Source organism: Streptococcus gwangjuensis (assembly GCF_028156745.1).
In the GTDB taxonomy this organism is placed as follows: domain Bacteria; phylum Bacillota; class Bacilli; order Lactobacillales; family Streptococcaceae; genus Streptococcus; species Streptococcus gwangjuense_A.
In genome coordinates this window covers 31,250-56,376 of record NZ_JAODJG010000021.1, presented here as the reverse complement: position 1 = coordinate 56,376, position 25,127 = coordinate 31,250, and the positions used below count along the sequence as shown (strand labels likewise).

The 25,127-nt window shown below is 40.7% G+C and carries 20 protein-coding genes and 1 pseudogene; 2 read left to right on the top strand and 19 right to left on the bottom strand.

The features are described 5' to 3' along the window. Positions 1 to 44: 44 nt before the first annotated feature. The gene (locus tag N5909_RS00590; RefSeq protein ID WP_271630647.1) at positions 45 to 1,499 is read left to right on the top strand and encodes an alpha-amylase; all 1,455 of its coding nucleotides are present in this window, start codon (positions 45 to 47) and stop codon (positions 1,497 to 1,499) included. A 194-nt stretch (positions 1,500 to 1,693) separates the two neighbouring features. Here N5909_RS00590 and alaS read toward each other — a convergent pair whose 3' ends face one another. The 19 genes and pseudogenes from alaS to budA all read right to left on the bottom strand — a co-directional run bounded on the left by alaS (position 1,694) and on the right by budA (position 23,711). Then, on the bottom strand, positions 1,694 to 4,312 hold the full coding sequence (alaS, locus tag N5909_RS00585) for an alanine--tRNA ligase (protein WP_271630645.1): 2,619 nt from the start codon (positions 4,310 to 4,312) through the stop codon (positions 1,694 to 1,696). Between the two features lie 21 nt (positions 4,313 to 4,333). Next, positions 4,334 to 4,818, bottom strand: a pseudogene (locus tag N5909_RS00580) (LURP-one-related/scramblase family protein). 303 nt (positions 4,819 to 5,121) lie between these two features. Continuing rightward, complete coding sequence (gene csm6, locus N5909_RS00575) at positions 5,122 to 6,411, bottom strand: type III-A CRISPR-associated CARF protein Csm6 (protein WP_033681622.1); 1,290 nt, start codon at positions 6,409 to 6,411, stop codon at positions 5,122 to 5,124. A 12-nt stretch (positions 6,412 to 6,423) separates the two neighbouring features. Beyond that, positions 6,424 to 7,584 (bottom strand): type III-A CRISPR-associated CARF protein Csm6, encoded by a 1,161-nt coding sequence (gene csm6, locus N5909_RS00570; RefSeq protein ID WP_033681621.1) that lies wholly within the window; start codon positions 7,582 to 7,584, stop codon positions 6,424 to 6,426. Then, positions 7,581 to 8,660 (bottom strand): type III-A CRISPR-associated RAMP protein Csm5, encoded by a 1,080-nt coding sequence (csm5, locus tag N5909_RS00565; protein ID WP_033681620.1) that lies wholly within the window; start codon positions 8,658 to 8,660, stop codon positions 7,581 to 7,583. Before csm5 ends, csm6 (N5909_RS00570) begins: the two co-directional genes overlap by 4 nt. Continuing rightward, complete coding sequence (csm4, locus tag N5909_RS00560) at positions 8,657 to 9,562, bottom strand: type III-A CRISPR-associated RAMP protein Csm4 (protein WP_033681619.1); 906 nt, start codon at positions 9,560 to 9,562, stop codon at positions 8,657 to 8,659. Before csm4 ends, csm5 begins: the two co-directional genes overlap by 4 nt. Position 9,563: 1 nt before the next feature. Beyond that, complete coding sequence (gene csm3, locus N5909_RS00555; RefSeq protein WP_033681618.1) at positions 9,564 to 10,226, bottom strand: type III-A CRISPR-associated RAMP protein Csm3; 663 nt, start codon at positions 10,224 to 10,226, stop codon at positions 9,564 to 9,566. Next, complete coding sequence (csm2, locus tag N5909_RS00550) at positions 10,226 to 10,606, bottom strand: type III-A CRISPR-associated protein Csm2 (RefSeq protein WP_033681617.1); 381 nt, start codon at positions 10,604 to 10,606, stop codon at positions 10,226 to 10,228. Before csm2 ends, csm3 begins: the two co-directional genes overlap by 1 nt. Next, complete coding sequence (cas10, locus tag N5909_RS00545) at positions 10,607 to 12,850, bottom strand: type III-A CRISPR-associated protein Cas10/Csm1 (RefSeq protein ID WP_033681616.1); 2,244 nt, start codon at positions 12,848 to 12,850, stop codon at positions 10,607 to 10,609. Beyond that, complete coding sequence (cas6, locus tag N5909_RS00540) at positions 12,831 to 13,562, bottom strand: CRISPR-associated endoribonuclease Cas6 (protein ID WP_033681615.1); 732 nt, start codon at positions 13,560 to 13,562, stop codon at positions 12,831 to 12,833. The genes cas10 and cas6 overlap by 20 nt, the downstream gene beginning before the upstream one ends. A gap of 2,217 nt (positions 13,563 to 15,779) precedes the next feature. Continuing rightward, positions 15,780 to 16,115, bottom strand: a complete 336-nt coding sequence (gene cas2, locus N5909_RS00535) for a CRISPR-associated endonuclease Cas2 (RefSeq protein ID WP_033681614.1) — start codon at positions 16,113 to 16,115, stop codon at positions 15,780 to 15,782. Beyond that, positions 16,115 to 17,125: a CRISPR-associated endonuclease Cas1 gene (gene cas1, locus N5909_RS00530; protein WP_033681613.1), complete on the bottom strand. Its 1,011-nt coding sequence runs from the start codon at positions 17,123 to 17,125 to the stop codon at positions 16,115 to 16,117. Before cas1 ends, cas2 begins: the two co-directional genes overlap by 1 nt. Positions 17,126 to 17,257: 132 nt before the next feature. Next, positions 17,258 to 18,328 (bottom strand): ABC transporter substrate-binding protein, encoded by a 1,071-nt coding sequence (locus N5909_RS00525; RefSeq protein ID WP_033681612.1) that lies wholly within the window; start codon positions 18,326 to 18,328, stop codon positions 17,258 to 17,260. After that, on the bottom strand, positions 18,325 to 19,098 hold the full coding sequence (locus N5909_RS00520; protein WP_000712740.1) for an ABC transporter permease: 774 nt from the start codon (positions 19,096 to 19,098) through the stop codon (positions 18,325 to 18,327). Before N5909_RS00520 ends, N5909_RS00525 begins: the two co-directional genes overlap by 4 nt. Beyond that, positions 19,095 to 19,901 (bottom strand): ABC transporter permease, encoded by an 807-nt coding sequence (locus tag N5909_RS00515; RefSeq protein ID WP_000753793.1) that lies wholly within the window; start codon positions 19,899 to 19,901, stop codon positions 19,095 to 19,097. The genes N5909_RS00520 and N5909_RS00515 overlap by 4 nt, the downstream gene beginning before the upstream one ends. Continuing rightward, entirely contained in the window at positions 19,882 to 21,039 is a 1,158-nt protein-coding gene (locus tag N5909_RS00510; protein WP_271630644.1) for an ABC transporter ATP-binding protein, read from the bottom strand. Before N5909_RS00510 ends, N5909_RS00515 begins: the two co-directional genes overlap by 20 nt. 159 nt (positions 21,040 to 21,198) lie before the next feature. After that, positions 21,199 to 22,104, bottom strand: a complete 906-nt coding sequence (murB, locus tag N5909_RS00505) for a UDP-N-acetylmuramate dehydrogenase (RefSeq protein WP_033681611.1) — start codon at positions 22,102 to 22,104, stop codon at positions 21,199 to 21,201. Positions 22,105 to 22,217: 113 nt separating this feature from the next. After that, a complete protein-coding gene (locus N5909_RS00500; protein ID WP_271630643.1) occupies positions 22,218 to 22,970 on the bottom strand; it encodes a YhfC family intramembrane metalloprotease in 753 nt (250 codons plus the stop codon). A gap of 9 nt (positions 22,971 to 22,979) precedes the next feature. Then, positions 22,980 to 23,711 (bottom strand): acetolactate decarboxylase, encoded by a 732-nt coding sequence (budA, locus tag N5909_RS00495; RefSeq protein WP_033681610.1) that lies wholly within the window; start codon positions 23,709 to 23,711, stop codon positions 22,980 to 22,982. A 141-nt stretch (positions 23,712 to 23,852) separates the two neighbouring features. Between budA and N5909_RS00490 the strand changes: the two genes are divergently transcribed. Further along, entirely contained in the window at positions 23,853 to 25,124 is a 1,272-nt protein-coding gene (locus tag N5909_RS00490) for a PLP-dependent aminotransferase family protein (protein ID WP_033681609.1), read from the top strand. The last annotated feature ends 3 nt before the right edge of the window (positions 25,125 to 25,127 follow it).

Below are 25,127 nucleotides of genomic sequence, written 5' to 3'. Positions count from 1 at the left end.
TATGATAGAATAAAGAACAAGATTGACAAGTAAGAGGAAACATCATGCAAAATCAAACACTCATGCAATACTTTGAATGGTATCTGCCCCACGACGGTCAGCACTGGACGCGTCTGGCTGAAGATGCTCCACACCTAGCTGATCTCGGTATCAGTCATGTCTGGATGCCACCAGCTTTCAAGGCTACCAATGAAAAAGATGTCGGATATGGGGTCTATGACTTATTCGACTTAGGAGAGTTTAATCAAAAAGGAACTGTCCGCACCAAGTATGGTTTTAAAGAAGACTATCTTCAAGCCATTCAAGCTCTAAAAGCACAGGGAATTCAACCTATGGCAGATGTGGTGCTCAATCACAAGGCTGCTGCTGATCACATGGAAGCCTTTCAGGTTATTGAAGTGAATCCTGTAGACCGTACAGTTGAACTTGGGGAACCATTCACCATCAATGGCTGGACTAGCTTTACCTTCGATGGTCGCCAAGATACCTACAATGACTTCCACTGGCACTGGTACCACTTCACCGGTACAGACTATGATGCCAAACGCCGCAAGTCTGGGATTTATCTGATTCAAGGAGACAACAAGGGTTGGGCAAATGAGGAATTGGTCGATAACGAAAATGGTAACTACGACTACCTCATGTATGCCGACCTAGACTTTAAACATCCTGAAGTCATCCAAAATATCTATGACTGGGCTGACTGGTTCATGGAAACGACTGGTGTAGCTGGTTTCCGCTTGGATGCTGTTAAGCACATTGACTCTTTCTTCATGCGCAATTTCATCCGAGATATGAAGGAAAAATACGGTGAAGATTTCTATGTTTTTGGTGAATTCTGGAATCCTGATAAGGAAGCCAATCTAGACTACCTTGAAAAAACAGAAGAACGCTTTGACCTTGTCGATGTTCGTCTCCACCAGAATCTCTTTGAAGCCAGTCAAGCTGGCGCAAACTATGACCTTCGTGGTATTTTCACAGATAGCTTGGTTGAACTCAAACCTTACAAGGCTGTAACCTTTGTCGACAACCACGATACCCAACGAGGACAGGCCCTTGAGTCTACTGTTGAAGAATGGTTCAAGCCAGCAGCCTATGCCCTCATTCTGTTACGCCAAGATGGCCTTCCATGTGTCTTTTACGGAGACTACTATGGGATTTCAGGACAGTATGCTCAACAAGATTTCAAAGAAGTCCTTGATCGTCTCCTAGCCATCCGAAAAGATTTGGCATATGGAGAACAAAATGACTACTTTGATGATGCTAACTGTATCGGTTGGGTACGTTCAGGTGCTGAAAATCAATCCCCAATCGCAGTCCTTATCTCAAATGACCAAGAAAACAGCAAATCAATGTTTGTCGGTCAAGAATGGGCTAACCAAACCTTCGTAGATTTACTTGAAAACCACCAAGGTCAAGTTACAATCGATGAGGAAGGTTATGGACAATTCCCAGTCTCAGCTGCTTCGGTAAGTGTCTGGGCAGCCAATACAATCTAATACTCTTCGAAAATCAAATTCAAACCAAGTCAACGTCGCCTTGCCGTACTCAAGTACAGCCTGCGGCTAGTTTCCTAGTTTGCTCTTTGATTTTCATTGAGTATAATAGCCAATGATAACCAGCCAGTTCCAAGCGGATTTGGCTTTTTTGCATTCACAAAAAGACCTACCCAAATGGATAGATCTTTATTGTCTTACAATTTACCTGCTACTGCATCCAACAATTCTTGGATTTTAGCTTGGTTGCTTCCTCCCGCCATGGCCATGTCTGGTTTACCACCACCACGTCCATCGACGATTGGTGCTAATTCTTTGACAAGGTTTCCTGCATGAAGGTCTTTTGTCTTGCTTGCTACAAGGACATTGACTTTGTCTCCGATAGCAGCAACTAGGACAAGAAGATCAGAGTAGTCTTTTTGTTTCCAGTTATCTGCAAAAGTACGAAGGGCACCTGCATCTGATACAGACACTTGGCTAGCAATGTAACGGTGACCGTTGACTTCCTTAACATCCTTGAAGATGTCGCCTGCAGCTGCAGCTGCGGCTTTTTCTTTCAACTCAGCATTTTCCTTTTGAAGTTGACGAAGTTGTTCTTGAAGTCCTTCTACCTTGTGAGGCACTTCCTTGACTTGAGGTGCTTTCAAGGTTGCTGCGACAGCTTTAAGAGCGTCTTCTTGTTCACGATAAGCTTCAAAGGCTTCCTTACCAGTCACTGCCAAGATACGGCGAGTTCCTGATCCGATCCCTTCTTCTTTGACAATCTTGAAGAGACCAATCTCAGAAGTGTTACCAACGTGGGTACCACCACAAAGCTCGATAGAGTAGTCGCCGATAGTCACAACACGGACTTCTTTGCCGTATTTCTCACCAAAGAGGGCCATGGCTCCCATTTCTTTAGCAGTGTCAATATCCGTTTCAACTGTCTTCACTTCAAGAGCTTCCCAGATTTTCTCGTTGACTTGCTGTTCAATTGCACGCAATTCTTCAGCAGTTACAGCTTGGAAGTGAGTAAAGTCAAAGCGAAGGAATTCAACTTCGTTAAGAGATCCTGCTTGTGTTGCGTGGTTTCCAAGGATATTGTGAAGGGCAGCGTGAAGTAAGTGAGTCGCAGTGTGGTTTTTCATAACACGGTGACGACGATTTGTATCAATTGCCAAGGTATATTCTTGGTTCAAGGCAAGCGGTGCAAGGACTTCAACTGTATGAAGAGCTTGTCCGTTTGGAGCTTTTTGAACATTTGTTACAGTAGCCACGACCGAACCAGACTCATCCAAGATTTGTCCGTGGTCAGCTACCTGTCCACCCATTTCAGCGTAGAATGGCGTTTCCGTAAAGATAAGTGAGGCAGTTCCTTCTGACACAGCTTCTACTTCTGCATTATCCGCTACGATAGCCACCAATTTAGAAGACAATTGGCTAGCATTGTAGTTGAAGACACTTTCTACAGTGATGTTTTGAAGGGTTTCATTTTGCATACCCATTGAGCCACCCTTAACAGCTGACGCACGCGCGCGTTCTTGCTGTTCTTTCATGGCTGCTTCAAAACCTTCACGGTCTACAGTCATACCAGCCTCTTCAGCGATTTCTTCAGTCAATTCAACTGGGAATCCATAAGTGTCGTAAAGTTTAAATACATCTGAACCAGCAATGACAGATTGACCTTTTTCTTTCAAGTCTGCTACGATACCTTGGGCAAAGTGTTGACCTGAATGAAGGGTACGAGCAAAGGATTCTTCCTCGCTCTTAACAATTTTTTCGATAAAGTCACGTTTTTCAAGCACTTCTGGGTAGTAGCTTTCCATGATCTTACCAACGGTTGGAACGAGTTTGTAAAGGAAAGGCTCGTTGATTCCCAATTTTTGACCATGCATAGAGGCACGACGGAGAAGACGACGAAGGACATAACCACGACCTTCATTTCCTGGAAGGGCACCATCACCGATGGCAAATGACAAAGAACGAATGTGGTCAGCGATAACCTTAAAGCTCATGTTGTCGCCATCTTGGTCATAAACCTTACCAGACAATTTCTCCACTTCACGAATGATTGGCATGAAGAGGTCCGTTTCAAAGTTGGTCTTAGCCCCTTGGATAACCGCCACCAAACGCTCCAAACCAGCGCCCGTATCAATGTTTTTGTGTGGCAATTCCTTGTACTCGCTACGAGGAACAGCAGGGTCTGCGTTAAATTGTGACAAAACGATGTTCCAGATTTCGATGTAACGGTCGTTTTCGATATCTTCTGCAAGGAGACGAAGACCGATATTTTCTGGGTCAAATGCTTCTCCACGGTCAAAGAAGATCTCTGTATCTGGTCCAGAAGGTCCTGCACCGATTTCCCAGAAGTTGTCCTCGATTGGAATCAAGTGACTTGGGTCCACTCCTACTGCAATCCAGCGGTTGTAAGAATCTTTATCGTCTGGATAGTAGGTCATGTAAAGTTTCTCAGCTGGGAAGTCAAACCATTCTGGGCTTGTCAAAAGCTCATAAGCCCAAGTGATAGCTTCGTCACGGAAGTAATCCCCGATAGAGAAGTTCCCCAACATTTCAAACATGGTATGGTGACGTGCAGTCTTCCCTACGTTTTCAATATCGTTGGTACGGATAGCCTTTTGGGCATTGGTAATACGTGGATTTTCAGGGATAATGGTCCCGTCAAAGTATTTCTTAAGCGTTGCTACCCCAGAGTTGATCCACAAAAGTGTAGGGTCATTTACAGGAACCAAGCTCACTGATGGTTCTACTGAGTGACCTTTGGTCGCCCAGAAATCAAGCCACATTTGGCGTACTTGTGCACTAGATAGTTGTTTCATATTGTCTCCTTATTTACTTGTTTAATGTGATTGGCTTTCCAGCATTTCCACATAGTCAATCGCGACACAGAGGGAAATGACTAGGTCTGCATAAGCGTCCTCCAGAACCGTTACGCTATAGGTAGAGGCAAATGGAAGAGTTCCTTCTTAATTTCCGCAATCAGCTGATCGCGATCATCCAGCAATTTGAAATTTAAATCCCAGATATTGCCCTCGACACGAAGACCCAGATTATCAAACTCATACTTATCTCGCCAGAAGGTCAACTTCTTGCGAATGACAAAACTCGAGCCATCCCGAAGCTGAATCTCAAAACGAGGAAGCAAGGTCAAGATTTCTTTACTGATCTGACTGACTTGTTCACCATTAACATCATAGATGGTAAAAGTTTTGGGAATCTTAAAAAATGATCCCTCTACCTGATAGGCGATTTCTCCCCTATCATCCTTGATAGCGAAGCGTTCGCCTCCAAGACGAAACTTTTGTTTGACAAGAAATGTTTTCATCAACACCTCCAAAAATCAAAAGACAAGCCATTTCACGAAGGGCGAAAAACCGCGGTACCACCTTCATTCAATGAACTTGTCATTCTCTTGTTCTTATGCAATTGTATGATTGAGTAGCATGACTTTCTAGCTTAGATGGCTCGCAGCACCGCCATTTCTCTGGACTAAGACAACTGAAAATCAATTCTCAACTTTCTTATTATAACGTTTTTTTAAGCTTGCGTCAACTGGAAATCGTCCTAAGCAAATAGTACAAAATAGTAATTTGAACCAAGTAGAAATCTTTCAAAATATGGTTGTTCGTTAAGAACGAAGTAAATCTAGTAATTTGTTATTGATTTTTTGATAATATCCAAAATAATGATCTTCAATATTAAATGTATCCTGAAGAACAAAACGTAAGGTATCTATTGTCTGGTTCAATTTTTTAGAATTTACTATTTTACCATCAATTTCCGATAGTCCATGTGCAACTTTGTTACGCTCACTATTTAGACCGGTAATAACCTTAAGTGACTTCAGTAAGTCAGGAGAGACTTGATAAAAAGTTAGAATATTCTCATAAGATAAAAGGTTTAAGGTTGATTGAGGTGAATAAATTCTTTCCTCTTCATTTTCTATTCCTTTTGCTTTTTTAAATTCTAAATCAATAAAATCTAAAATCTTATCAAAATCTTTGTATTCTTCATTTAATTTTGGTAAGGCCCCATCATATTTGATTAAATCAGGATAATCTTTTTTGATCTTTTCTTCGATGATAAATTCAACATAAGACTTTGATTTGATTAAGACATCTGCTACTTGTCCTCTCTCTTTCAAGACTTCTATCATTAAAAAGTAATTAAGGGCTTTCTTCTCAACATCTGTCAATGGATAGTCTTGAATATCTTTTAAAATAGCTTGGGTTTTAAATACTTTTACAAAGTCATTTAATATAGCTCGTAAAAAAGATAATTTCTTTTTAGAAAGTAAGTTATTGTATTCTTTTTTTGTAACAAGTTCTTCTGCGGCAAGATAATCATAGGAAGCTATCAGATTTCTTAAATGACGTTTGATTAAAGATTGATTAAATTTTTCAGCCTCATCTTTAATAGTACGATCTTCGTAATCCTTTTGGTTATCCTCGTTCTCGTTAAAAAGCTTCTGTTCACCTTCACTTGAAAGTGGCACATACTTTCTATTTGCTGATTTGTTAGGAGTTGCAACCTGGATAGCCTGAGTATTATAATCTTTGATTCGATTGAGGGCAAATAAAGCCGAAATCATCTGAGGCGTTCCTGAAGATAGGTTTAAGATTAATTGATGATCAGTTCCAGAATGTTTTTCAACAATCTGTCCCATAACCTCATACATTTTATCAAATAGATAAACCTCATCATTTTTTAGAATTGTTGACTCAATTGTCACATCAGGATGATAATCTTCTATGGAAAAAATAGCTTGCTCAATGAGATCTTTCTTGATCAGCATCTCCTCACTATAAACTAAAACAATCTTCTCCGGTCTATAAGTGCGTGCAATATGTAATAAAGCCGCATCTCTATTATTACTAATTGGATCTGTCGTTCCCACTGCTGAGATTAAAATAGTCAAACTTTCACCTCGTTACTTTAATAATTCCAATAATTCCTTATTTAATTCTTTATAGAAATTGAAATCTTTTTCATTAAATTGATACTGTTCTTTAACTAGCCCTTTTAAGGTTTTTAGAACAGGACCCATCTGTTTTAAGTCTTCAGATTTTATAGAATCTAATCTATGGGCTACTGTATTTCGTGAAGTGTTCATATTGATCATCGGTTTAATTTGATTATATAAAGTCCACTCTTTTTTTTCTTTAAGAATTTTACTATAATCCCAAATTCCCAAGAAATATTTTTCTGATTCATCTACATATCTATCCAATAATCCTGGATAACGGTTATCAATATAATCTTCCAAGATAAATTCAGTCAAGGTTTTAATTCTAATGAGTCCTTCACTGAAATTCCCACGTTCTTTTTGCAATTCAATTGTTAGATAAGCATTGAGAACCTTCTTCTTCTCATCACTCCATTTTCTATTTTTAAAAGTTTGGGGAATATCTTGTCTATCTAGCGCATCTACAATATCTTGCAATTTTTTACGCGCTTCTTTCAAACCAGAAAAATCTGGTAATTGATTTGCTAACTCTAAACTAGCTTTATAATCATATTTAGTAATAAAATCACGAATAGTTTTCTTCATTAAATCCTGACTAAATTTCTCCGCACTATCTTCCAAAGTACGATCCACAAACTGATCGGTACTATCTTCATTTAATGAAATCAAAACATCAATATCTTCACTTATATCATGTTTATCTTCTGTATTTGGCCCCTGTTGTGGAGAAGCAACTTGAACTGCTTTGACATTTATACCACTCAAACGGTTGATAATAAAAAGAGCAGCGCATATCTGTGGTGTCCCACTAGAAAGATTCAAAATAAATTCATCTTCTTTTGAGTAACATTCATTAATTATTTTTGAGAATTCATCATACATTTTATCGAAAATAAATACATCCTCACCAATAATTATTTTTTCATGAATAATAATTTCTGGTCTATAGTTTTCAGATATAGAGAAAAGAACTTTATTATTTCGCTCTTTGTTAGGAAGCATCTTATCAGAATACACAATAATAATTTTATCTGGACGATACTTTCTTGCAATATGAACTAGAGCACCATCTTGAAATCCTCTAATCGGATCTGAAGCACTAACAGCGGATATCAAAATTTTCATTGTAAAATCTCCCTAATCATGAAATTCGCTTTTCCCATCTCATAGAAGGAATCGCTATTAATGATCAATTTCCGTTCTCCTTTATTGGTTTTAATGCTCTTATCCGGCGCTTTCGTCAGTTTCAAAACACCTTTTCCAACCATCTTAGTCTTCATTCGACTATACCGTTTTTGTAAGATTCCATCCGCTTGTTCAAACAAGGTCTTTGTCCAAACTCCACTTCCAGCTCCCAAATAGATAGGATATTGAAGATTTGGTTGAATTTTATTTTCAGGAAAATCTGATAAGAAAAAGTTTTTATATTCTTTGTAGAAGGCTTGCGCTCTCTGACCTAATTCCTCAATTAAGATTCCAGCTTCCTTAGTAGTTGTAGTAATGGTGAAATTGATTTTAGTTAAGGGTGCGATTGCTTCCCTGTATAAAGGAAGAGGCTTGGCAGTTAGTGATTTAGCAGAATAATCCCATTTTTGAACTAGAATAATCTGCTCATTGTTAAATGACTCACTATCACTAACACGAATCGCATGAAACAAGTCATTAAATTCTTGACCCTTTTTTGCCCCCCATGGAATCATTTTTTTGTTTTCTTTAGGACTTCTCCCACGAAAATCAACTGCATTTTTATTATTCCAGTCAGGATTGGTATTCATTAAGATGGTTCGGATTGCCCCCTTCAAGGAACTCCCTGGAATATAAGGATTTCCAAAGGCATCTCTCATAAACTTAGCTACTTCATTTATAGAACCGGATCTGGGGTTCTGGTTGTTCTTTTCTGTTTCCAGACCAGTTTCAGAAATGCTATAGCCACCAAAGGAACGTTCACTAATTCTATTGTCATTTAAGAAAGAAATCAAGCGATTATTCCTAGCACTTGGTTTTGTTTCCTGAAGAAATTGTTCAAACTTTCTATCCAGTCCATTTTCCATCATCCGATTGTAAAACTTACCCATATCCGGGAAATAATAGCGACGATTCTCATAGATGAATTCTCGTGAAGTGTATTTCTCACCACTCCCAATATGAATAGGGGCCATGGCTAGGAGGCTGAATTGAAAGGTTCTATATTCTGTTTTCATCTTTCTCCCTCCATCTTGAAAAATAGTGGCTTAGCATAGTTTAATACTTCATGCGGGAAATCAAGAGGCCTTACATCTACAATCTGTCCTGTAAAGGTTTCACAGAAAGTAGATCCAGAAGCAAACTTATATAAATCCTGCTTACGATAATTTTCATTAGTTTCTGTACTAAAGGCAAAACCACTTGATTTACTTAGTAAATAGGAACCAGTTTCCATAGCATGTTCAAGTTCCTTTTCAATGGGTAAAGAAGTTGTTAAGGCCATGACTGTTCCTTGATGGACCTTAGTAAGACGATTTTTAAGAGCATCAGGTATGTCTGTAATGGTTAAATCAAACCGTCCATAGCCGCTAGAACGTTTACCCCCAATTCCCGCGTACTGCAAACTTGTCATGAGTTCATTCAAGAGGTTTGATTCGGTAGCAATAACATAGAGAGCAGACTGATCTGCAAATCGAACGGTAGAAACTTGATAAAGATGTCCATCCACATGAGGTTGGTTTTTAGTGATGATGTTTGTTACTGCATGTTCTGCATCTTCAAAAAGCGTCCCATTTACATACGAATCAAATTTATCTAAAGGAATAAACTGAAGTTTCTTTGCCATTTTCGCTTGACGTCTTACTTCTTTAACATCCGTTGTTAAGTCTTGCTGATCAAACTTTGGAAATCCAATCGGCTTCGGTAAAAATGGACTTGACTGATAAGGAAAGGCATCAGTCAAAACAAAATCATCTTGACCTGCTAATGACACAAATTCCTCCATTTTTCCCATTTTTTTCGCCTCAATAGCTAAGGCAGAAAATAATCGGTCAGCTGCAAAAGTCATTTTAGAACTATCCAGAGTACCTGCTCCAAAGTGAGCAGACTGAAAGTTCATAATATACATCTTATAGGTCATACTAGACCTCCGTAGTTAAAAGTTCATTCAATCTACTAACATCATAGTTTCCGAAAACTGTATTTGCTTTAAGAGCCTCAAAAACAACTTTACCATATCCACGAGAGCCAGATCCACCTATATAATCAAGTTCCAGAAGTTTTAATCCATCAAGTATTACTTTGAAATCTTCTTCCACTTGATCTTCACTGTCATCTGTGATTTGATAGATTAATTCAAATGCAAAAGCACTCTCACGGATGGCACGTTCAATTTGTCTTGGATTCGCTTCAGCAGTGATACGGTCAATAGTATTTTCAAACTTAACTTCAGTATAACTCTTGACCCCTAATGAATCTAACTTGTCCTTATTGATTAAAAAAGCATCTCTAAAAATGAGTCGCCCCATTTTATAGCGATTATCAGAACTGTTCCCAAAGAGTCGACTTAGAATTTCTCCATCTTCTCCTGGTTTCTTAGCTAGTCGTTCATTATGAACTTTTGAAAGGAGACTGCGCATCTTCCCTTTGATACTTGAACCAGGAATAATGGGTAAGTTAGTAATAGGATCCTTGATTACAGGAGAATCAGTAGCCCCAATTGCCGCAAAAGCATTGCTTGTACCAATATGAAGTCCTGTTTCTAGACGAATTTGTCCTTTTACTTGAATTTTTGCAAATGCCATTAATCTTTTCCTCCATAAAATTTGAAATAAGCTACTAGTGCTTCCATATAGCGGCAAAAACGTTGGAGACTTTCTTTATTGTTAATTTCTTTTAAAATGTCTAGAATTTCAGCTTTTTTCACTAAGTCTTTAACCGCAGTTTCTCTGCCCGATTGATAAACAAACTGCACTCTCAAATAAGCAATTTTGTCAGCTAAATCCTTATACTCTCTAACCTTACTTTCATCAAAGAGGGTACTCGTCAAGCTTAGTAGGTTTCTAATTTTGCTGGTTGTTAAAATGAATGCTTCAGGGTTCCTAGAATCTCTAGTGTTTCGATTCAGTGATTTAATAACATTCTCTGCTTTATCTACGTAATTATCATCTGTTAAAATTGCCATCTATGAATCCTTTCTAATCTCATAAATATATAGAAGTAAAGCTATCTCTGCTTCCTTACGTTCATTATCACTACCTGTATACCAAGAAAAGAATAAGTCTTTAAACTCTTTAAACTCTTCTTTTTTATCCTTAGAAGTTTGATCTTCTAAACGGGTCAAATAATAGGCTAATCGAGCAATATTCATACGATCGTAGTTGCGAAGGAGCTCAATAAGTCTATATACAAAACTCTTTCCTCGCTCATCTTGAATATTAAAGTAGTAACGAATGCTCTTCAGTTTCCCATTATAGACATTGTCAATAAATTGGTCGAACTTCAAGGTATAGGCTTTTTCAAAAAGGGAAATACTATCCTTATCGTTATCCTTGGCTGCTCCTTCTAGCTTACCAGTTTCCTCAGCCATGAGGCTAACTGGAGTTTTATCTGGAAAGAGGCCAATCCCCGCTGATAGGGTTAATTTACCATTTGTCCACTTGATAAAGTTTTGTCGGAGACAAATAGTGAACTCAATAATATCCTGCCAGGAACCGATCGCAAATACATCATCTCCACCGGCATAAATAATCGATAGTTTTTTCTCTTTGGCAAACTGGTTGATATAGACCTTAAAGAAGAGACTCATACTTCTAGAGAAGGTCGCTGAACGTGCCAGAGTATTATACTTGCCACTATCTTGATAAGAGAACCCAGCCATAAAGGCGGCTCCTAGGTCATCCACATCTAGTCGAACGACTGCCAGACGCTTGATTCCTTGTCCAGTTTCACTATCCTGAGATAATTTGGCGTACTCGTAAATCTCATCATACTTGTAATCTCCGACAAAGACATGGGTTGCTTTTAGGATATCTGTACTATAGCTATTCTTTACATAAATACGGTCCCACTCTTCATTGGCAAGGTCGGCTTTTGAAATACCACTAATATAGGCTCCCGGACCTATCGGCAGGCCTTTTTCTTTTGTCACAATATAGTAGTTTTCTTGTATTTCCTTGGCAAAGCGATACATTCCTGCACAGATATGGCAGACCTCTTGATCTTTATACTTGGTAAGCTTTTCGACTGAGTGGCAAATTGCACATTCTTTCTGAGAACTTTTTCCTCCTTGGTTGAGTTCAAGGAGAGTTTTGGCATCATAACGAGAAATTTTCTTTTGAGAAATCATCCGACTGGTTGTTTGATAGACTTTTCGATAGTCAGCCAGTGTCGTTGTCATATCATTGGCAGAAAACGGACTCCAACCAAATGCTACGTACAGACCTGTCTGGAAATGCTCGACCAGAAACTGATTGAATTCTGCTTCAAAGTTAGCCAAGGTTTCTCTAGTTTTTTCGGTGTTTGGAAGGATAAAATAGGCATGCCCTCCACCGACGTAGAGGAGATTAGCCCTTGTAAGCTCTAACTTCTCCAGTAAGCTGTCAGCAATATGTTCCCCCATAAAATCTAGATACAAGGAACGTGCTTTTAGTTGCTTGGCAGCTCCAGCTGTTGCGATATTGTAGATAAAATCCTGAATCCCTGACAGGTCAAAACTTGCTAATAAAAAGGCCTTCTCGCTATAAAAAGCTTCTAAGTCTTGTCCCAGCACTTTCTCATAGTCACGGCAATTCTTGTCTGCTAAATAGTCCTCTACAGCTAGGGCAAAGCCAGCTGTCAGACGACTGTAGGTTGCTAGAGAAATATCCGATAATTCCTTGGTTCTTGTCGAAACAGTCACATAGGAAAGAGTAGCCTCAAGGAGATTCAAAAGGGCATCTATCTCAGATTGGCTAAAGTCCAATCTCTCAAACTCTTTTTCTAAGGTCCCTACTATCAGGTCATAGTCTGACTGGTCAGACGGCTCACTCGTTCCCTTAGCATAGTTTGGTTCCCCGTCAAGCTCTAATAGTCGTGCATCGAGATAACGCTGACTAGGGCTATCTGAAAATACATTGAAGATATCCGATTGTTTGCTTAGGAAATCTTCTTTTCCTCCATGAGTTCTTACTGGCCCTTTTAGTCCTGAAGCAATCTTTGCCGCAGCTGACGTGATATAGACCAAACTATCAGAAGCCAAGTCCGTCGGTAAATCACTAGAAGTCGCCTTGGCTATCTGCTGGGCTATTTTTTCATTATCCGAAAAGCGTCTAAACCATTCGGACCCAATGGTACCTAGGTCTTTCTCATCATACCTGGAACCTTGAATCACCTTGCTGATAGCGTGCAAAAGCGACCCATAAACTAAATCAATCTTTTCTTTCTTCAAGTTCTAAACCTCCCATCCCTAAGCTAGTTTTCATACCGAGACCTGAGTACTCCCCAAATTTTAGAAGCATATTGGCATATGCTTTCAAGGTATTTGGACCTGTAATTTTAAAGGTAAATTTCCCCCTGAAACCAGGGATTTTTTTGCCATGGACTTTAAAATAGCTGGACTCCAATCGATAACTGGTAACCCTACTATGCTTGACCAAGTAGTCCAGGGTTTCCTCTTCGATTTCCTGACGATTCTCGACCAGACGTGCATACTTCATCATCAAACTCTGAAAGATGAGGCGCATGGTCGGAAAGAGTACGTACTCTCCCTGAGAGCGAAATCCTGTCGGAGTTTGAAAATGAATGGTGTAGAGTGACCGATCTTGGTTTTCATTAAAAAACTCAAAGAGTTGCTCCGAACTGAGATCTTGCATGGACACAGACTCTACCATGAGAGTCGGTAAATCATGAAGCTCTACTTTCTTGAGCTCCAATAGAACAGGCAGAATCTGCTTGACAGCCTCATCCGTCAGGAGATGAAGGGACCATAGGGTCTTGTCCTTTTGATGGATGATTTTTAGTGAATAGGGGTTGGTCTCCTGTTCATGTAACCAAGTCACATAGTCTGGTTCTAGCTTTTCCATGAGAAAACCTTGGAATTTTGTCGATAGGTCGCTCGGTGATTGGTCAATCCGCTTAAATGATAGTTCGATGCGTTTCATATGCCTCCTTTATTGATACAATTGCGCTTTTGCTTTCTCATGAGCGCTTTTTTCTTTTACTTTTGGAATCCTTTGCCCTTATGAAACTGTCCCCTCTCGAGGTAGATAGGTAGCTATACGGAGAAGTTGAGAATACTTTTGTCAATATTGTCAATGGACAGTTTCCGACCCCTCTCGAGGTAGATAGGTGTCTATACCGTTACAGGTTTGACATCCCTTACTGCTGCGGTAATAAAGTTTCCATCCCGTCTCGAGGTAGATAGGTATCTATACATATTACGTCTTACATTATGACCCTTTTAGCAATTCTGTTTCCGTCCCCTTTCGAGGTAGATAGATATCTATACGATGGAAACGCTGATTTTGAATACTTCCCATCTATGTTTCCGGCCCCTCGCGAGGTAGGTAGGTATCTATACCAATCAAAAAAATCAAACAACTTCAGAAAGAATTACACGGTTTCCGGCCCCTCTCGAGGTTGATAGGTAGCTATACGAGGATTTGGGATGATTCCAAAATTTAGAGCGTGGTTTCCGGCCCCTCGCGAGGTAGATAGGTAGCTATACTGATAACCCTAGCTTTAAAACGGCAACAGGGAAGGTTTCCGGCCTCTCGCGAGGTAAATAGGGTTCTATACCATCAAGACACATCAGTATTGCACATACAATCAGTTTCCGGCCCCTCGCGAGGTAGATAGGTAGCTATACCCATCAATGACTTTGTAAAAAAGCATAAGGAAGCCTGTTTCCGGCCCCTCGAGGGGGTAATAGGGTGTTTTACTCGGATTGGCTGAATGGCTAAGGCGTCGGTCTGCAAGTTTCCGGCCCCTCGCGAGGTAGATAGGTAGCTATACGAGCGTACTCAAAAAATCAACGTGTATACTGGAACTGGTTTCCGGCCCCTACCGAGGTTGATAAGTACCTATACCCGCAAAGAACTAGAACAAGCTGGATTCGGCTGGGTGTTTCCGGCCCCTCGCGAGGTGGATAGGTTCTTATACGTAAAAAGGGCGTGTTGTATGTTAAATATAAAGACGAGTTTCCGTCCCCTCTCGAGGTGGATAGGTTGTTCTACCCAATGGTCTTACGTTATCAATCAAGATTTCTTAAAGTTTCCGGCCTCTCTCGAGGTAGATAGGTTCTTATACTACATTTGAGTTTAACCAAGGCACTAATTCAGAGTTGTTTCCGTCCCCTCGCGAGGTAGATAGGTTCTTATACTTATACATGAAAATGAAGATGGATTTTAATACAACAAAATTAAATGGTGTTTCCGTCCCCTCTCGAGGTGGATAGGTTCTTATACAATCCCCGGCATCCATTGATGATGCTATCGCTAGGTCTAGTTTCCGTCCCCTCTCGAGGTAGATAGGTTCTTATACGCAAAAATTTCTTTAAAGTAGAATTTGAACTTAAGACGTTTCCGTCCCCTCTCGAGGTAGATAGGTTCTTATACACAGGTGAAGTAAAAGAAATCACAACTGGTAAATTTATGTTTCCGTCCCCTAGCGAGGTGGATAGATTCTTATACGTGAACAAGATTATTGGGCCTTTGATGGCTCATGTAAGTTTCCGTCCCCTCTCGAGGTAGATAGGTTCTTATACCGTTTCGGTTGTTATTTTGATCCGATGTGATGCTGTTGTTTCCGTCCCCTCTCGAGGTAGATAGGTTCTTATACACAGCAATGAACGTTCAAAAGAAGCAGTAGACTATGTGGTTTCCGTCCCCTCTCGAGGTGGATAGGTTCTTATACGAAAGACGATGATGACTTCTGAGCGCAGAAGAGTTCGAGGTTTCCGTCCCCTCTCGAGGTAGATAGGTTCTTATACTTTGAAAAAATTTCAATCAATGCTTTTTACAATCTGTTTCCGGCCCCTCGCGAGGTAGATAGGTATCTATACTATTTCTCAAGGTGTAATCCACATTGAGAACGGGATTTTGTTTCCGGCCCCTCTCGAGGTAGATAGGTTCTTATACCTACTCGTGAGAAGAAATTTATGATAGTTTGGAAGATACAACAGGTTTCCGTCCCCTCTCGAGGTAGATAGGTTCTTATACAAAACAAACGGTTTAATTCCTGTAGCTTGGCTATAATTTCCGTCCCCTCTCGAGGTAGATAGGTTCTTATACCCATATTTCGTGGTTGGATTTAAAAACAAACACAAGATATAACCTATTTGGAAACTAATTATAGTATACCATAAATTGTAAGAGTTTTCACATCAAAAAAAACAAACAATCTGCATCTTCTAGCTCTCTATCATCGGTATTCAAACGAATAGTCTCTTCTCGATTCCCAACATAGACAATAATGTTATCAAATTCGCTAGGATCATAAAAATATTCCAATTCTCGAATCAAGACTTGATAACTAGCCTTCTCTAGGTCAACCTCAAAACAAGAGCGTTGGACTCTCATCCCAAATCCTTCTAACAATTTAGCTAATCGTAATCTTCTTTTATTGCTAATAATATCGTAGATTATCAGACAAAAGAGGGATTTCTTTTTAGCAAATTCCTTTTCTTCTCCTGATAAATGATAATATAATCCCATCACTCTTCTCCTGTATAGACTGTTACATACAAATGACTATCCTGCTGTTCAAAAGCCCGAATCAAGCGCTTAATCTGCTGGTCAGCCGTGTAAAAGAAAGAATAGCGCTTTTTATCCAGCTCGATATACTGATGTATCTCTAGCATCCTCTCTCTCATAGCTAGAAGAAATACTTTCCTTCCCTCATCTTTTAAAATAAAAGTACCATCAGCCTTTGTTTCAAAATGCTCATCTTTTAAACTCTCTTCCAAAATCAATTGCATGATCGTATTGTCTACAATGACTGGTCTCCACTCCTCCATCAAATCGCTCGCAAGACAAGCGTGATGACCATGGCTCTGATGTAGGACACCAAATCCATAACTTAAGCCATTTTTCCGTATCAAACCTAAGAAGCAAGAGTAAAGAATGGAGTAGCCAAAATTTAGTAAACAATTGAAAGAATCCGTAGCAGGCCGCCTCCTACGACCGTAAAAACGAAAAGAATCCGGTACTAGTAAGCTCAGATAGTAAAAATAAGATTTCGCAATACGACGACCTTCATACCCCATTATCTGCGAGATGGACTCTGACTCCTTTATTTTCTGGAGGGTTAAATGAAAACGTCCAAATTCATCTACTGACAAGATTCCATCTTGATTATAGCTTTTCAACAAGGAAAGTTGATGCTTAACTTTAGCAGATACGATTTCCTTTGAAAGAGCTAGACAAAAGTCTTGGTCTAGGCAAGCCCTGACTTGTTTCTCTTGCTTATCAAAGTCTTCTTGACGATAAGAATCTAAACAAGCCAAAAATTTTCCCTCGCTAGAAAAGTAGTAGACATTAATATTCTCCCTTGCTAAAGCTTTCAATAATTGCATACTTATTTGAGTCTGACCCAAAATTAAAAGATTGTCTACAAGGTAGATGGATACTTCTCTCTCGATTTCTCGCTGACTATTTTTTATGATGATTTTCTGATTGGATAGTCCTAAAAAGTAGTCCGATTTTTGTACAAATAAATCACTCATCTATCACTTTCCCTCCTCAAATCATAAAGGATACTAGTCTATCACTTTTCAAAAAATTGTCAACTATTTTTTGTACTTTTTTAAAAGAAAAAACGAACCAGCTTGACTGATTCGTTTCGTGACTGCTAACTCCTACTTCCGATACATTTTAAACTGTAGGAAGAGGTCGCTATATTTTCCTGTCCATTTATGGTCAAATTTCTCATAAACTTCTAGGTGTTTCATGGTTTCAGCATCTGGATAGAAGGATTTGTCTTCTTTTTTCTCCTCTGGGAGTAATTCCTTAGCTGGTAGGTTTGGTGTTGAATAGCCGACATACTCCGCATTTTTGAGAGCATTTTCAGGTTTCAACATAAAGTTTATAAAGGAATAGGCTGCATCTTGGTTTTTGACGGTTTTGGGAATGACCATATTGTCAAACCAAAGGTTGCTGGCTTCTGTCGGTACCACATAGCGTAGGTTTTCATTTTTTTCTAGCATTTGACTAGCTTCGCCAGAGAAGGTCACACCGATTGCAGCGTTATTCTGAATCATGTAGCCCTTCATCTCGTCCGCCACAATAGCCTTGATATTTGGAGTCAACTTGTAGAGCTTGTCCACTGTCTCTTCTAACTGCTGGGTATCCTTGGAGTTGAGGCTGTAGCCGAGGGAATTGAGTCCCAGTCCCAGTACCTCACGCGCCCCATCAAAAAGCATGATAGAGTTCTTATACTCTGGCTTCCAGAGGTCATCCCAATGCTCAGGCGCTTCCTCTACCATGGTTTCATTATAGACAATTCCCAGTGTTCCCCAGAAGTAAGGGATGGAGAATTTATTGCCTGGGTCAAAGGACTGGTTGAGGAACTCCGGTCCGATATTTTCAAGACCTTCAAGTTTTGAATAATCAAGCGGAACCAAGAGGTCTTCGTCCTTCATCTTGTTAATCATGTATTCACTAGGAATGGCAATATCGTAGGTCGTTCCACCCTGCTTGATCTTGGTATACATGGCTTCGTTGGAGTCAAAGGTCTCGTATTGGACTTGAATGCCTGTCTCTTCTGTGAATTGCTCCAAGAGTTCAGGATCGATATAGTCCCCCCAGTTGTAGATAACCAATTTTTGACTATCTCGGCTATTGATTTTACTATCTAGATGCGTCGCAATTCCCCACAAGACGAGAATAATGGCTACAATTCCTGCTAAAAATGAATAGAGTTTTTTCATGCTTGCTCCTCCTTCTCACGTGAGATAAAGTAATATCCAACAACTAGGATAATACTAAAGAGAAAGACAAGGGCAGACAGGGCATTAATCTCTAACGAAATCCCCTTACGAGCACGAGAGTAAATCTCGACTGACAGGGTTGAAAAGCCATTTCCCGTTACAAAGAAGGTCACGGCAAAGTCATCTAGCGAATAGGTAAAGGCCATGAAATAACCTGCAATGATAGACGGTGTCAGGTAAGGAAGCATGATTTCCTTAAACATCTGAAATTGACTGGCTCCCAAGTCATAGGCTGCATGAATCATATCGCCGTTCATTTCCTTAAGACGTGGCAAGACCATCAAGACCACGATAGGAATGGAGAAGGCCACGTGACTAGAGAGAACGGTCAAAAAACCAAGTGAAAACTTGAGTTGGGTAAAGAGAATCAAGAAGCTGGCACCAATCATAACGTCAGGCGCAACCATGAGGATATTATTGAGTGATAGAAAGGCTTCTTGGTATTTCTTACGAGACTGGTAGATGTAAATGGCACCAAAAGTCCCGATAATGGTCGCTATCAAGGCTGATAAGAAGGCTAAGAAAAAAGTCTGAGTCACAATCAACATAAGGCGACCATCGCCAAACATGGTTTTAAAATGACTCAAGCTAAAACCTGTAAAGCTATTCATGTCGTTGCCTGCATTAAAGGCATAACCAATCAGGTAAAAAATAGGCAGGTAGAGGACAAGAAAGACCAGTCCCAGGTAAAGGTTGGCAAATTTTTTCATCGTTCTCTCCTTTCCTTGGTCACCCACATGGTAATGAACATGGTCAGGATGAGAATCACACCGATGGTAGAACCCATACCGTAGTTGTCATTTGTCAGGAAGTTCTGCTCAATGGCCGTCCCCAAGGTGATAACGCGGTTCCCACCAATCAAACGGGTCAGCATGAAGAGACTCAAGCTGGGGATAAAGACAGACTGGACCCCACTTCTCACTCCGTTCATAGACAGAGGGAAGATGACATGACGGAAAGTCTCCCACTTGGTCGCACCAAGGTCGTAGCTGGCATTGATGAGATTGTTATCCATATCGTCCAAGACATTGAAAATCGGCAAAATCATAAAGGGAAGCTCGATGTAGCTTGCGACAAAGATAAAGGAGAAATCGGTAAAGAGCAATTGCTGTGAACCGATTCCGATAAATTCCAAGAATTGGTTAATAGAGCCATTCTGACCAAAAATCCCGATAAAGGCATAGGCCTTGAGGAGCAAATTGATCCAAGTAGGCAGGATAATCAACATGAGCCAGAGTTGACGGTGCTTGAGACGGGTCAAAAAGAAGGCTGTTGGATAGCTGATAAGCAAGGTCACAAAGGTCACAATTCCTGCATAGAGTACAGAGTTGAAACTCATTTTGAGGTAGGTCAAGTTTTGTGACGCAAAGTAAGATTTATAGTTTTCTAAACTGAACTGGCCTTCGATATTGAAAAAGGATTGACCGAAAATCAAGACCAAGGGTGCCAGGACAAAGAGTGCAATCCAAAGCATATAGGGCACTACAAAGAGTTTAGAGCTTGTTTTCTTCATCTCTTTCCTCCTCGATTGCATTGATCAGACCTGCTTCTTGCTCTTCGATTTCTACGTACTCCTCAATACGAGCATCGAACTCTTCTTCGGTTTCGTTGAGACGCATGATATGGATGTCTTCTGGCTCAAAGTCCAGACCGATTTCCTCACCCACGATGGCCTTACGGGTTGAGTGGATCATCCATTCGTTTCCAAGTTCGTCATATGCGATAATTTCATAGTGAACCCCACGGAAAAGCTGGGTATCGACCTTAACTTGGAGCTTGCCTTCTTCAGGAAGAGTAATGCGCAAGTCCTCTGGACGAATAACAACCTCGACAGGTTCATTTGGCTTCATCCCCCCATCAACAGCTTCAAAGCGTTTGCCGTTAAACTCAACTAAGTAGTCCTCAATCATGGTTCCTGGCAAGATATTTGACTCACCGATAAAGGTGGCAACAAAATGGTTAATCGGCTCATCGTAGATATCCACAGGTGTTCCAGACTGGACAATCTCGCCATCATTCATCACAAAAATCCAGTCACTCATGGCCAGAGCTTCTTCCTGATCGTGAGTGACAAAAACAAAGGTAATGCCCAAGCGTTGTTGCAGTTCACGCAGCTCGTACTGCATGTCTGTTCGCAATTTCAAGTCCAACGCTGATAAAGGCTCGTCCAACAAAACCACACGGGGTTGATTGATGATGGCACGGGCAATAGCCACACGCTGACGTTGTCCTCCTGAGAGTTTACGGATGGAACGCTTGTCATAACCTTCCAACTGAACCATCTTAAGAACTTCCGCTACGCGTTGCTCGATTTCTTTCTTGTCAATCTTACGCAAGCGAAGTGGAAAGGCAACATTTTCAAACACATTCATATGTGGAAACAAGGCATAGGATTGGAAGACCGTATGGACGTCACGCTTGTTGGTTGGGATATCATTGATACGGACACCGTCCAGTAAAATATCTCCTGTCGTCGCATCCAGTAAACCTGCAATGATGTTAAGGATAGTTGATTTCCCTGAACCAGATGCGCCTAAAAGAGTGTAGAATTTCCCTTCTTCCAACTCAAAGTTGATATCTTTGAGAACCTTGGTGTTGCTGTCTTCAAAAACTTTAGAGACGTTTTTGAATTCAATAATTGGTTTTTTCAATTGTCATTTATTCCTTCTTTTTCATAGATTAACAGATCAGGGCTCTGTCAGGCCGCTACTACCTCGTGTAGGAGATTAAACTGCCTACATACTTCTGCACTAACGATAGGCTTTCACCCCCTTTCCATGACATAGCAGCAGCTTTTCAAACACCGCTTCCTACTTGCTTTCACCTAAAATACGGACTTCTCTCTCAAGAGTAACGCCTGAGTGTTCCTTGACTTTTTCGATCACAGACTCAATCAAGTCCTCATAGTCTTTGGCCGTTCCGTCTGCAACATTGATCATAAATCCTGCGTGCTTTTCAGACACCTCAACACCACCGATACGATAGCCTTTCAAGCCAGCTTCTGAAATTAATTGACCTGCAAAATGCCCGACTGGACGCTTAAAGACCGAACCACAAGATGGGTATTCTAAAGGTTGCTTGAGTTCACGGAGATGCGTCAAGCGATCCATTTCTTGCTTGATAACCTGATGGTTTCCTGGAGCTAGGGCAAATTTAGCTGACAAGACAACTGCACCAGACTCCTGAATGGCTGAGTGGCGGTAACCAAAAGCCAAATCTTTGGCAGACAGGGTCTCGATTTCTCCATCCTTGGTCAAGACCTTACAAGACTGCAAGATATGGGAAATCTCACCACCATAAGCGCCCGCATTCATAAAGACAGCACCGCCAACGCTCCCTGGAATGCCACAAGCAAACTCGAAGCCAGTCAAACTATGACGAAGGGCAATGCGAGTTGTTTCAATCAAGTTAGCACCAGCTTCTGCTTCAATGGTATAGCCATCAACGGAAACGTTATTGAGCTTGTCACACAAGATAACAAATCCACGAATTCCACCATCACGGACGATAATATTGCTAGCATTTCCCAACACCATCCAAGGGATATTTTCTTGATTGGCAAATTTTACAACGCGAGCCAACTCAAAACGATTTCGTGGAAAGACCAGATAATCAGCCTCTCCACCTACTTTTGTATAACTATAGCTATGCAAGGGCTCTTTAAAACGGATATCAATCCCTTCTAAGATTTCAAGCATTTTTTCTTTTACTGACATGACACTCTTCCTTTTACAAAATTCATTCCATTATACCATTTTTAAGACCATTTGACGACCCTAAAAAAAAACTTGAACTTATTTTAAACAAAAAAAGAGGTTTCCCCCTTTTCTTATGATTTTTTGCAAAAGATTGCCTTAGTTCCATAGGCAACTAGGATCAGTTCAACTAGTAGAATAACTTCAACCAAGACTGGACTTGTAATCCATCCTACTTGAGCTAGAGATGGAGCTAGGTCAAAGAAGGCATGTAGACCATAGGCTGCTAGGAGATAAATCCATTTCTTCCGGCGAACAGCTTGGTAAACCCAAACAGTCAAAAGTAATTGAAAACCTAGCGCCAAGATTCTCTCAAAACCAAGCAAATAAATCTGCCAGACAGATAGTGATTGGATAGTTTTCAACATATTTTCAGACAGCAATTGCATAACCTGTGGATTCTGAGTTTGAACTGCCGAAAGCACGATATAGAGATTAATCAAACTGGTAAGGCCTAGGAAAATCAATTCCAAGCCACCATGCCCCAGTCCATAGGCCAAGGCGTCTGCCTTTTCCAAATTTCTCTTTTTCTCCAACCATTTGAAAAAAACAAGACGAGCTGTTTCCTCAAAAAAGGCTGCCATGGCTAAGCCATAGATGATATAGAGAAGTGGATGATCCTGCAAGAGGGCAATACTGCCATCTTTTTGAGGATGCAAAACCAAGATATGCACTAGTTTTTCTAAAATCTGCGAAGAGACAAAGAAGGCAACAGCCCCCAAGCCCAAGACAGCTAGATTAATCTGGTATTTCTTTTTGGCATACCAAATGCTTCCTAGCAAGAAAGCCAGCAACAGAAACATGGTAATAATGATATGAATGGTCATTTTCTTCTCCTATTCCGCCTTTTCAATATCTTTTTTCATCTCGTCAACATTGAACTTAGCAAACAAGTATTGACGGTCTTGAACTGGGAAACGTTGATCCAACTGGTCAACTGCCCCCACCTCGATAATGCCTTCCTTGATGACAAAGTCCATGACATGCCCACCGAAGGTCAAGTCATCTGATATGAAGTGCAGATGGTAGCCTGCCACACTAACTCCATGGAAAATCTCTGGCGTCCAGAAACCAACGATGGTTCCTGCGACATTGTCACGACGATATTCAGGCTGATGGGTTGCAACATCAGCAAACTTGGTCTCTGGTGTCGACTTGGGAATCATGCGCACATGCATATGTGAAAATTCCCCACGAATCTTGATAGAGCGAAAAAGATTTTCCCCGTCATAATAAGACTCAATTCGTTCTTCCAACTCTTTGTCTGTCATCTCAAAGCGCTGGCGGAAAATAACCTCTGCCTGGTGCGGTACTACTGCTGCATAAGGAATAAGGGCATCTGGTGACACCTCCACAATCTCTGGTTGGTCTCCTGATCCTTTGGCCTGATAAGCCTTGCCATCCAAGACAATCAATTCTCCATCAATGGAATCCAAGGTTCCCAAACCAAGGTCACCATGCTCTAGCAATTCTCCTACTGTCATGGTCCCACCATAAAGGCCAGCCATCAAGGCTCCAAGGGTATTGTATTGAAATAATTTCACTGGTTCCTGCACGTTCTTATCCATTCACTTTCTTGTCTGTTATTCTATAAATGTTACTCCTAAGTATACCACATTTGCCCCTAGATGTGAACGAGAGAAACACCCTAGACATTGCCAAGAAGAAAAAAAAAAGGTACAATGTAACAAAATCAAGGGAGGTCTGGAATGAAGAAACAAAGCAAGTACCAAGAGGTCGTTTCCTATCTGAAAAATGGTATCGAGTCTGGACGCTTTCCGACGGGTAGCCGCCTGCCTTCTATCCGTCAACTGAGCCTTGACTTTCACTGTAGCAAGGACACCATTCAACGTGCCCTGCTGGAATTACGGCACGAACAATACCTCTATGCCAAGCCCCAGAGTGGCTACTATGTCTTAGAACACGGGCAACACCAAGACCTAGAAATCGAGGTTACAGACGAACATGCTAGTGCCTATGATGATTTCCGACTCTGTGTCAATGAAACCTTGATTGGCCGGGAAAACTACCTCTTCAACTACTATGATAACCAAGAAGGTTTAGAAGACCTAAGACAGTCTATTCATAAACTTCTCTTTGACCAAGCTCTCTACTGCAAGGCTGACCAACTGGTATTGACTTCTGGGACTCAACAAGCCTTGTTTATCCTCTCTCAAATTTCCTTTCCAAGCCAATCAAAGGAAATCTTGGTGGAACAGCCGACCTACCATCGGATGAATCGACTCTTGATTGCTCAAGGTCTGGACTATCAAACGATTGAACGAGGCATTGATGGAATTGACTTGGAGGAACTTGAACGGCATTTCAAGACAGGAAAGATTAAGTTTTTCTATACCATTCCTCGCTTTCACTATCCTCTAGGCCATTCCTATTCTGAGCAGGACAAACGGGCTATCCTTGACTTAGCTGCCAGGTACGGTGTCTATATCGTCGAGGACGACTATCTGGGGGATTTGGACTCTAAAAAGGGCCAGACCTTCCACTATCTAGATACAGAGGAGCGCGTCATTTATATCAAGTCCTTCTCAACCAGCCTCTTTCCAGCCCTGCGGATAACGGCACTCATCCTTCCAAATGCTATCAAGGAAGCCTTTGTGGCCTACAAAAATATCCTAGACTACGACAGCAACCTCATCATGCAAAAGGCCCTGTCACTCTATATTGATAGTCAATTATTTGAGAAAAATCGTCTGGCTCGCTTGTCCAATCAGGAAGACTACCAAAAACAACTCGAGGAAAGACTAGCTAACACTCCTTGTCCCCTTCCTCATTTTCCCCTACATGATGGCTTATTACTAGATCTAAGACAGTACCCTAAAATCGCCAGTCTCAAACACAGCCAACTGGGCTTGGACTTCTTTGAAGAGGCTTACTTAGATGCCTGCCCTTATCAATTTGCCAAGGTATCCTTAGAAAATCTAGAAAAGGTTTTAAACTATTTAAAAGCAGAATTGGATTGACTT

Coding starts and splice junctions, on each gene's coding strand:
- csm5 (WP_033681620.1), bottom strand. CDS start 8,660: ATGAAAACAGAATATAGAACCTTTCAATTCAGCCTCCTAGCCATGGCC.
- cas6 (WP_033681615.1), bottom strand. CDS start 13,562: ATGAAACGCATCGAACTATCATTTAAGCGGATTGACCAATCACCGAGC.
- csm6 (WP_033681621.1), bottom strand. CDS start 7,584: ATGAAAATTTTGATATCCGCTGTTAGTGCTTCAGATCCGATTAGAGGA.
- alaS (WP_271630645.1), bottom strand. CDS start 4,312: ATGAAACAACTATCTAGTGCACAAGTACGCCAAATGTGGCTTGATTTC.
- N5909_RS00590 (WP_271630647.1), top strand. CDS start 45: ATGCAAAATCAAACACTCATGCAATACTTTGAATGGTATCTGCCCCAC.
- cas1 (WP_033681613.1), bottom strand. CDS start 17,125: ATGAGTGATTTATTTGTACAAAAATCGGACTACTTTTTAGGACTATCC.
- N5909_RS00500 (WP_271630643.1), bottom strand. CDS start 22,970: ATGACCATTCATATCATTATTACCATGTTTCTGTTGCTGGCTTTCTTG.
- N5909_RS00520 (WP_000712740.1), bottom strand. CDS start 19,098: ATGAAAAAATTTGCCAACCTTTACCTGGGACTGGTCTTTCTTGTCCTC.
- csm3 (WP_033681618.1), bottom strand. CDS start 10,226: ATGGCATTTGCAAAAATTCAAGTAAAAGGACAAATTCGTCTAGAAACA.
- csm4 (WP_033681619.1), bottom strand. CDS start 9,562: ATGACCTATAAGATGTATATTATGAACTTTCAGTCTGCTCACTTTGGA.
- csm2 (WP_033681617.1), bottom strand. CDS start 10,606: ATGGCAATTTTAACAGATGATAATTACGTAGATAAAGCAGAGAATGTT.
- murB (WP_033681611.1), bottom strand. CDS start 22,104: ATGTCAGTAAAAGAAAAAATGCTTGAAATCTTAGAAGGGATTGATATC.
- N5909_RS00490 (WP_033681609.1), top strand. CDS start 23,853: ATGAAGAAACAAAGCAAGTACCAAGAGGTCGTTTCCTATCTGAAAAAT.
- cas2 (WP_033681614.1), bottom strand. CDS start 16,115: ATGGGATTATATTATCATTTATCAGGAGAAGAAAAGGAATTTGCTAAA.
- N5909_RS00525 (WP_033681612.1), bottom strand. CDS start 18,328: ATGAAAAAACTCTATTCATTTTTAGCAGGAATTGTAGCCATTATTCTC.
- N5909_RS00515 (WP_000753793.1), bottom strand. CDS start 19,901: ATGAAGAAAACAAGCTCTAAACTCTTTGTAGTGCCCTATATGCTTTGG.
- budA (WP_033681610.1), bottom strand. CDS start 23,711: ATGGATAAGAACGTGCAGGAACCAGTGAAATTATTTCAATACAATACC.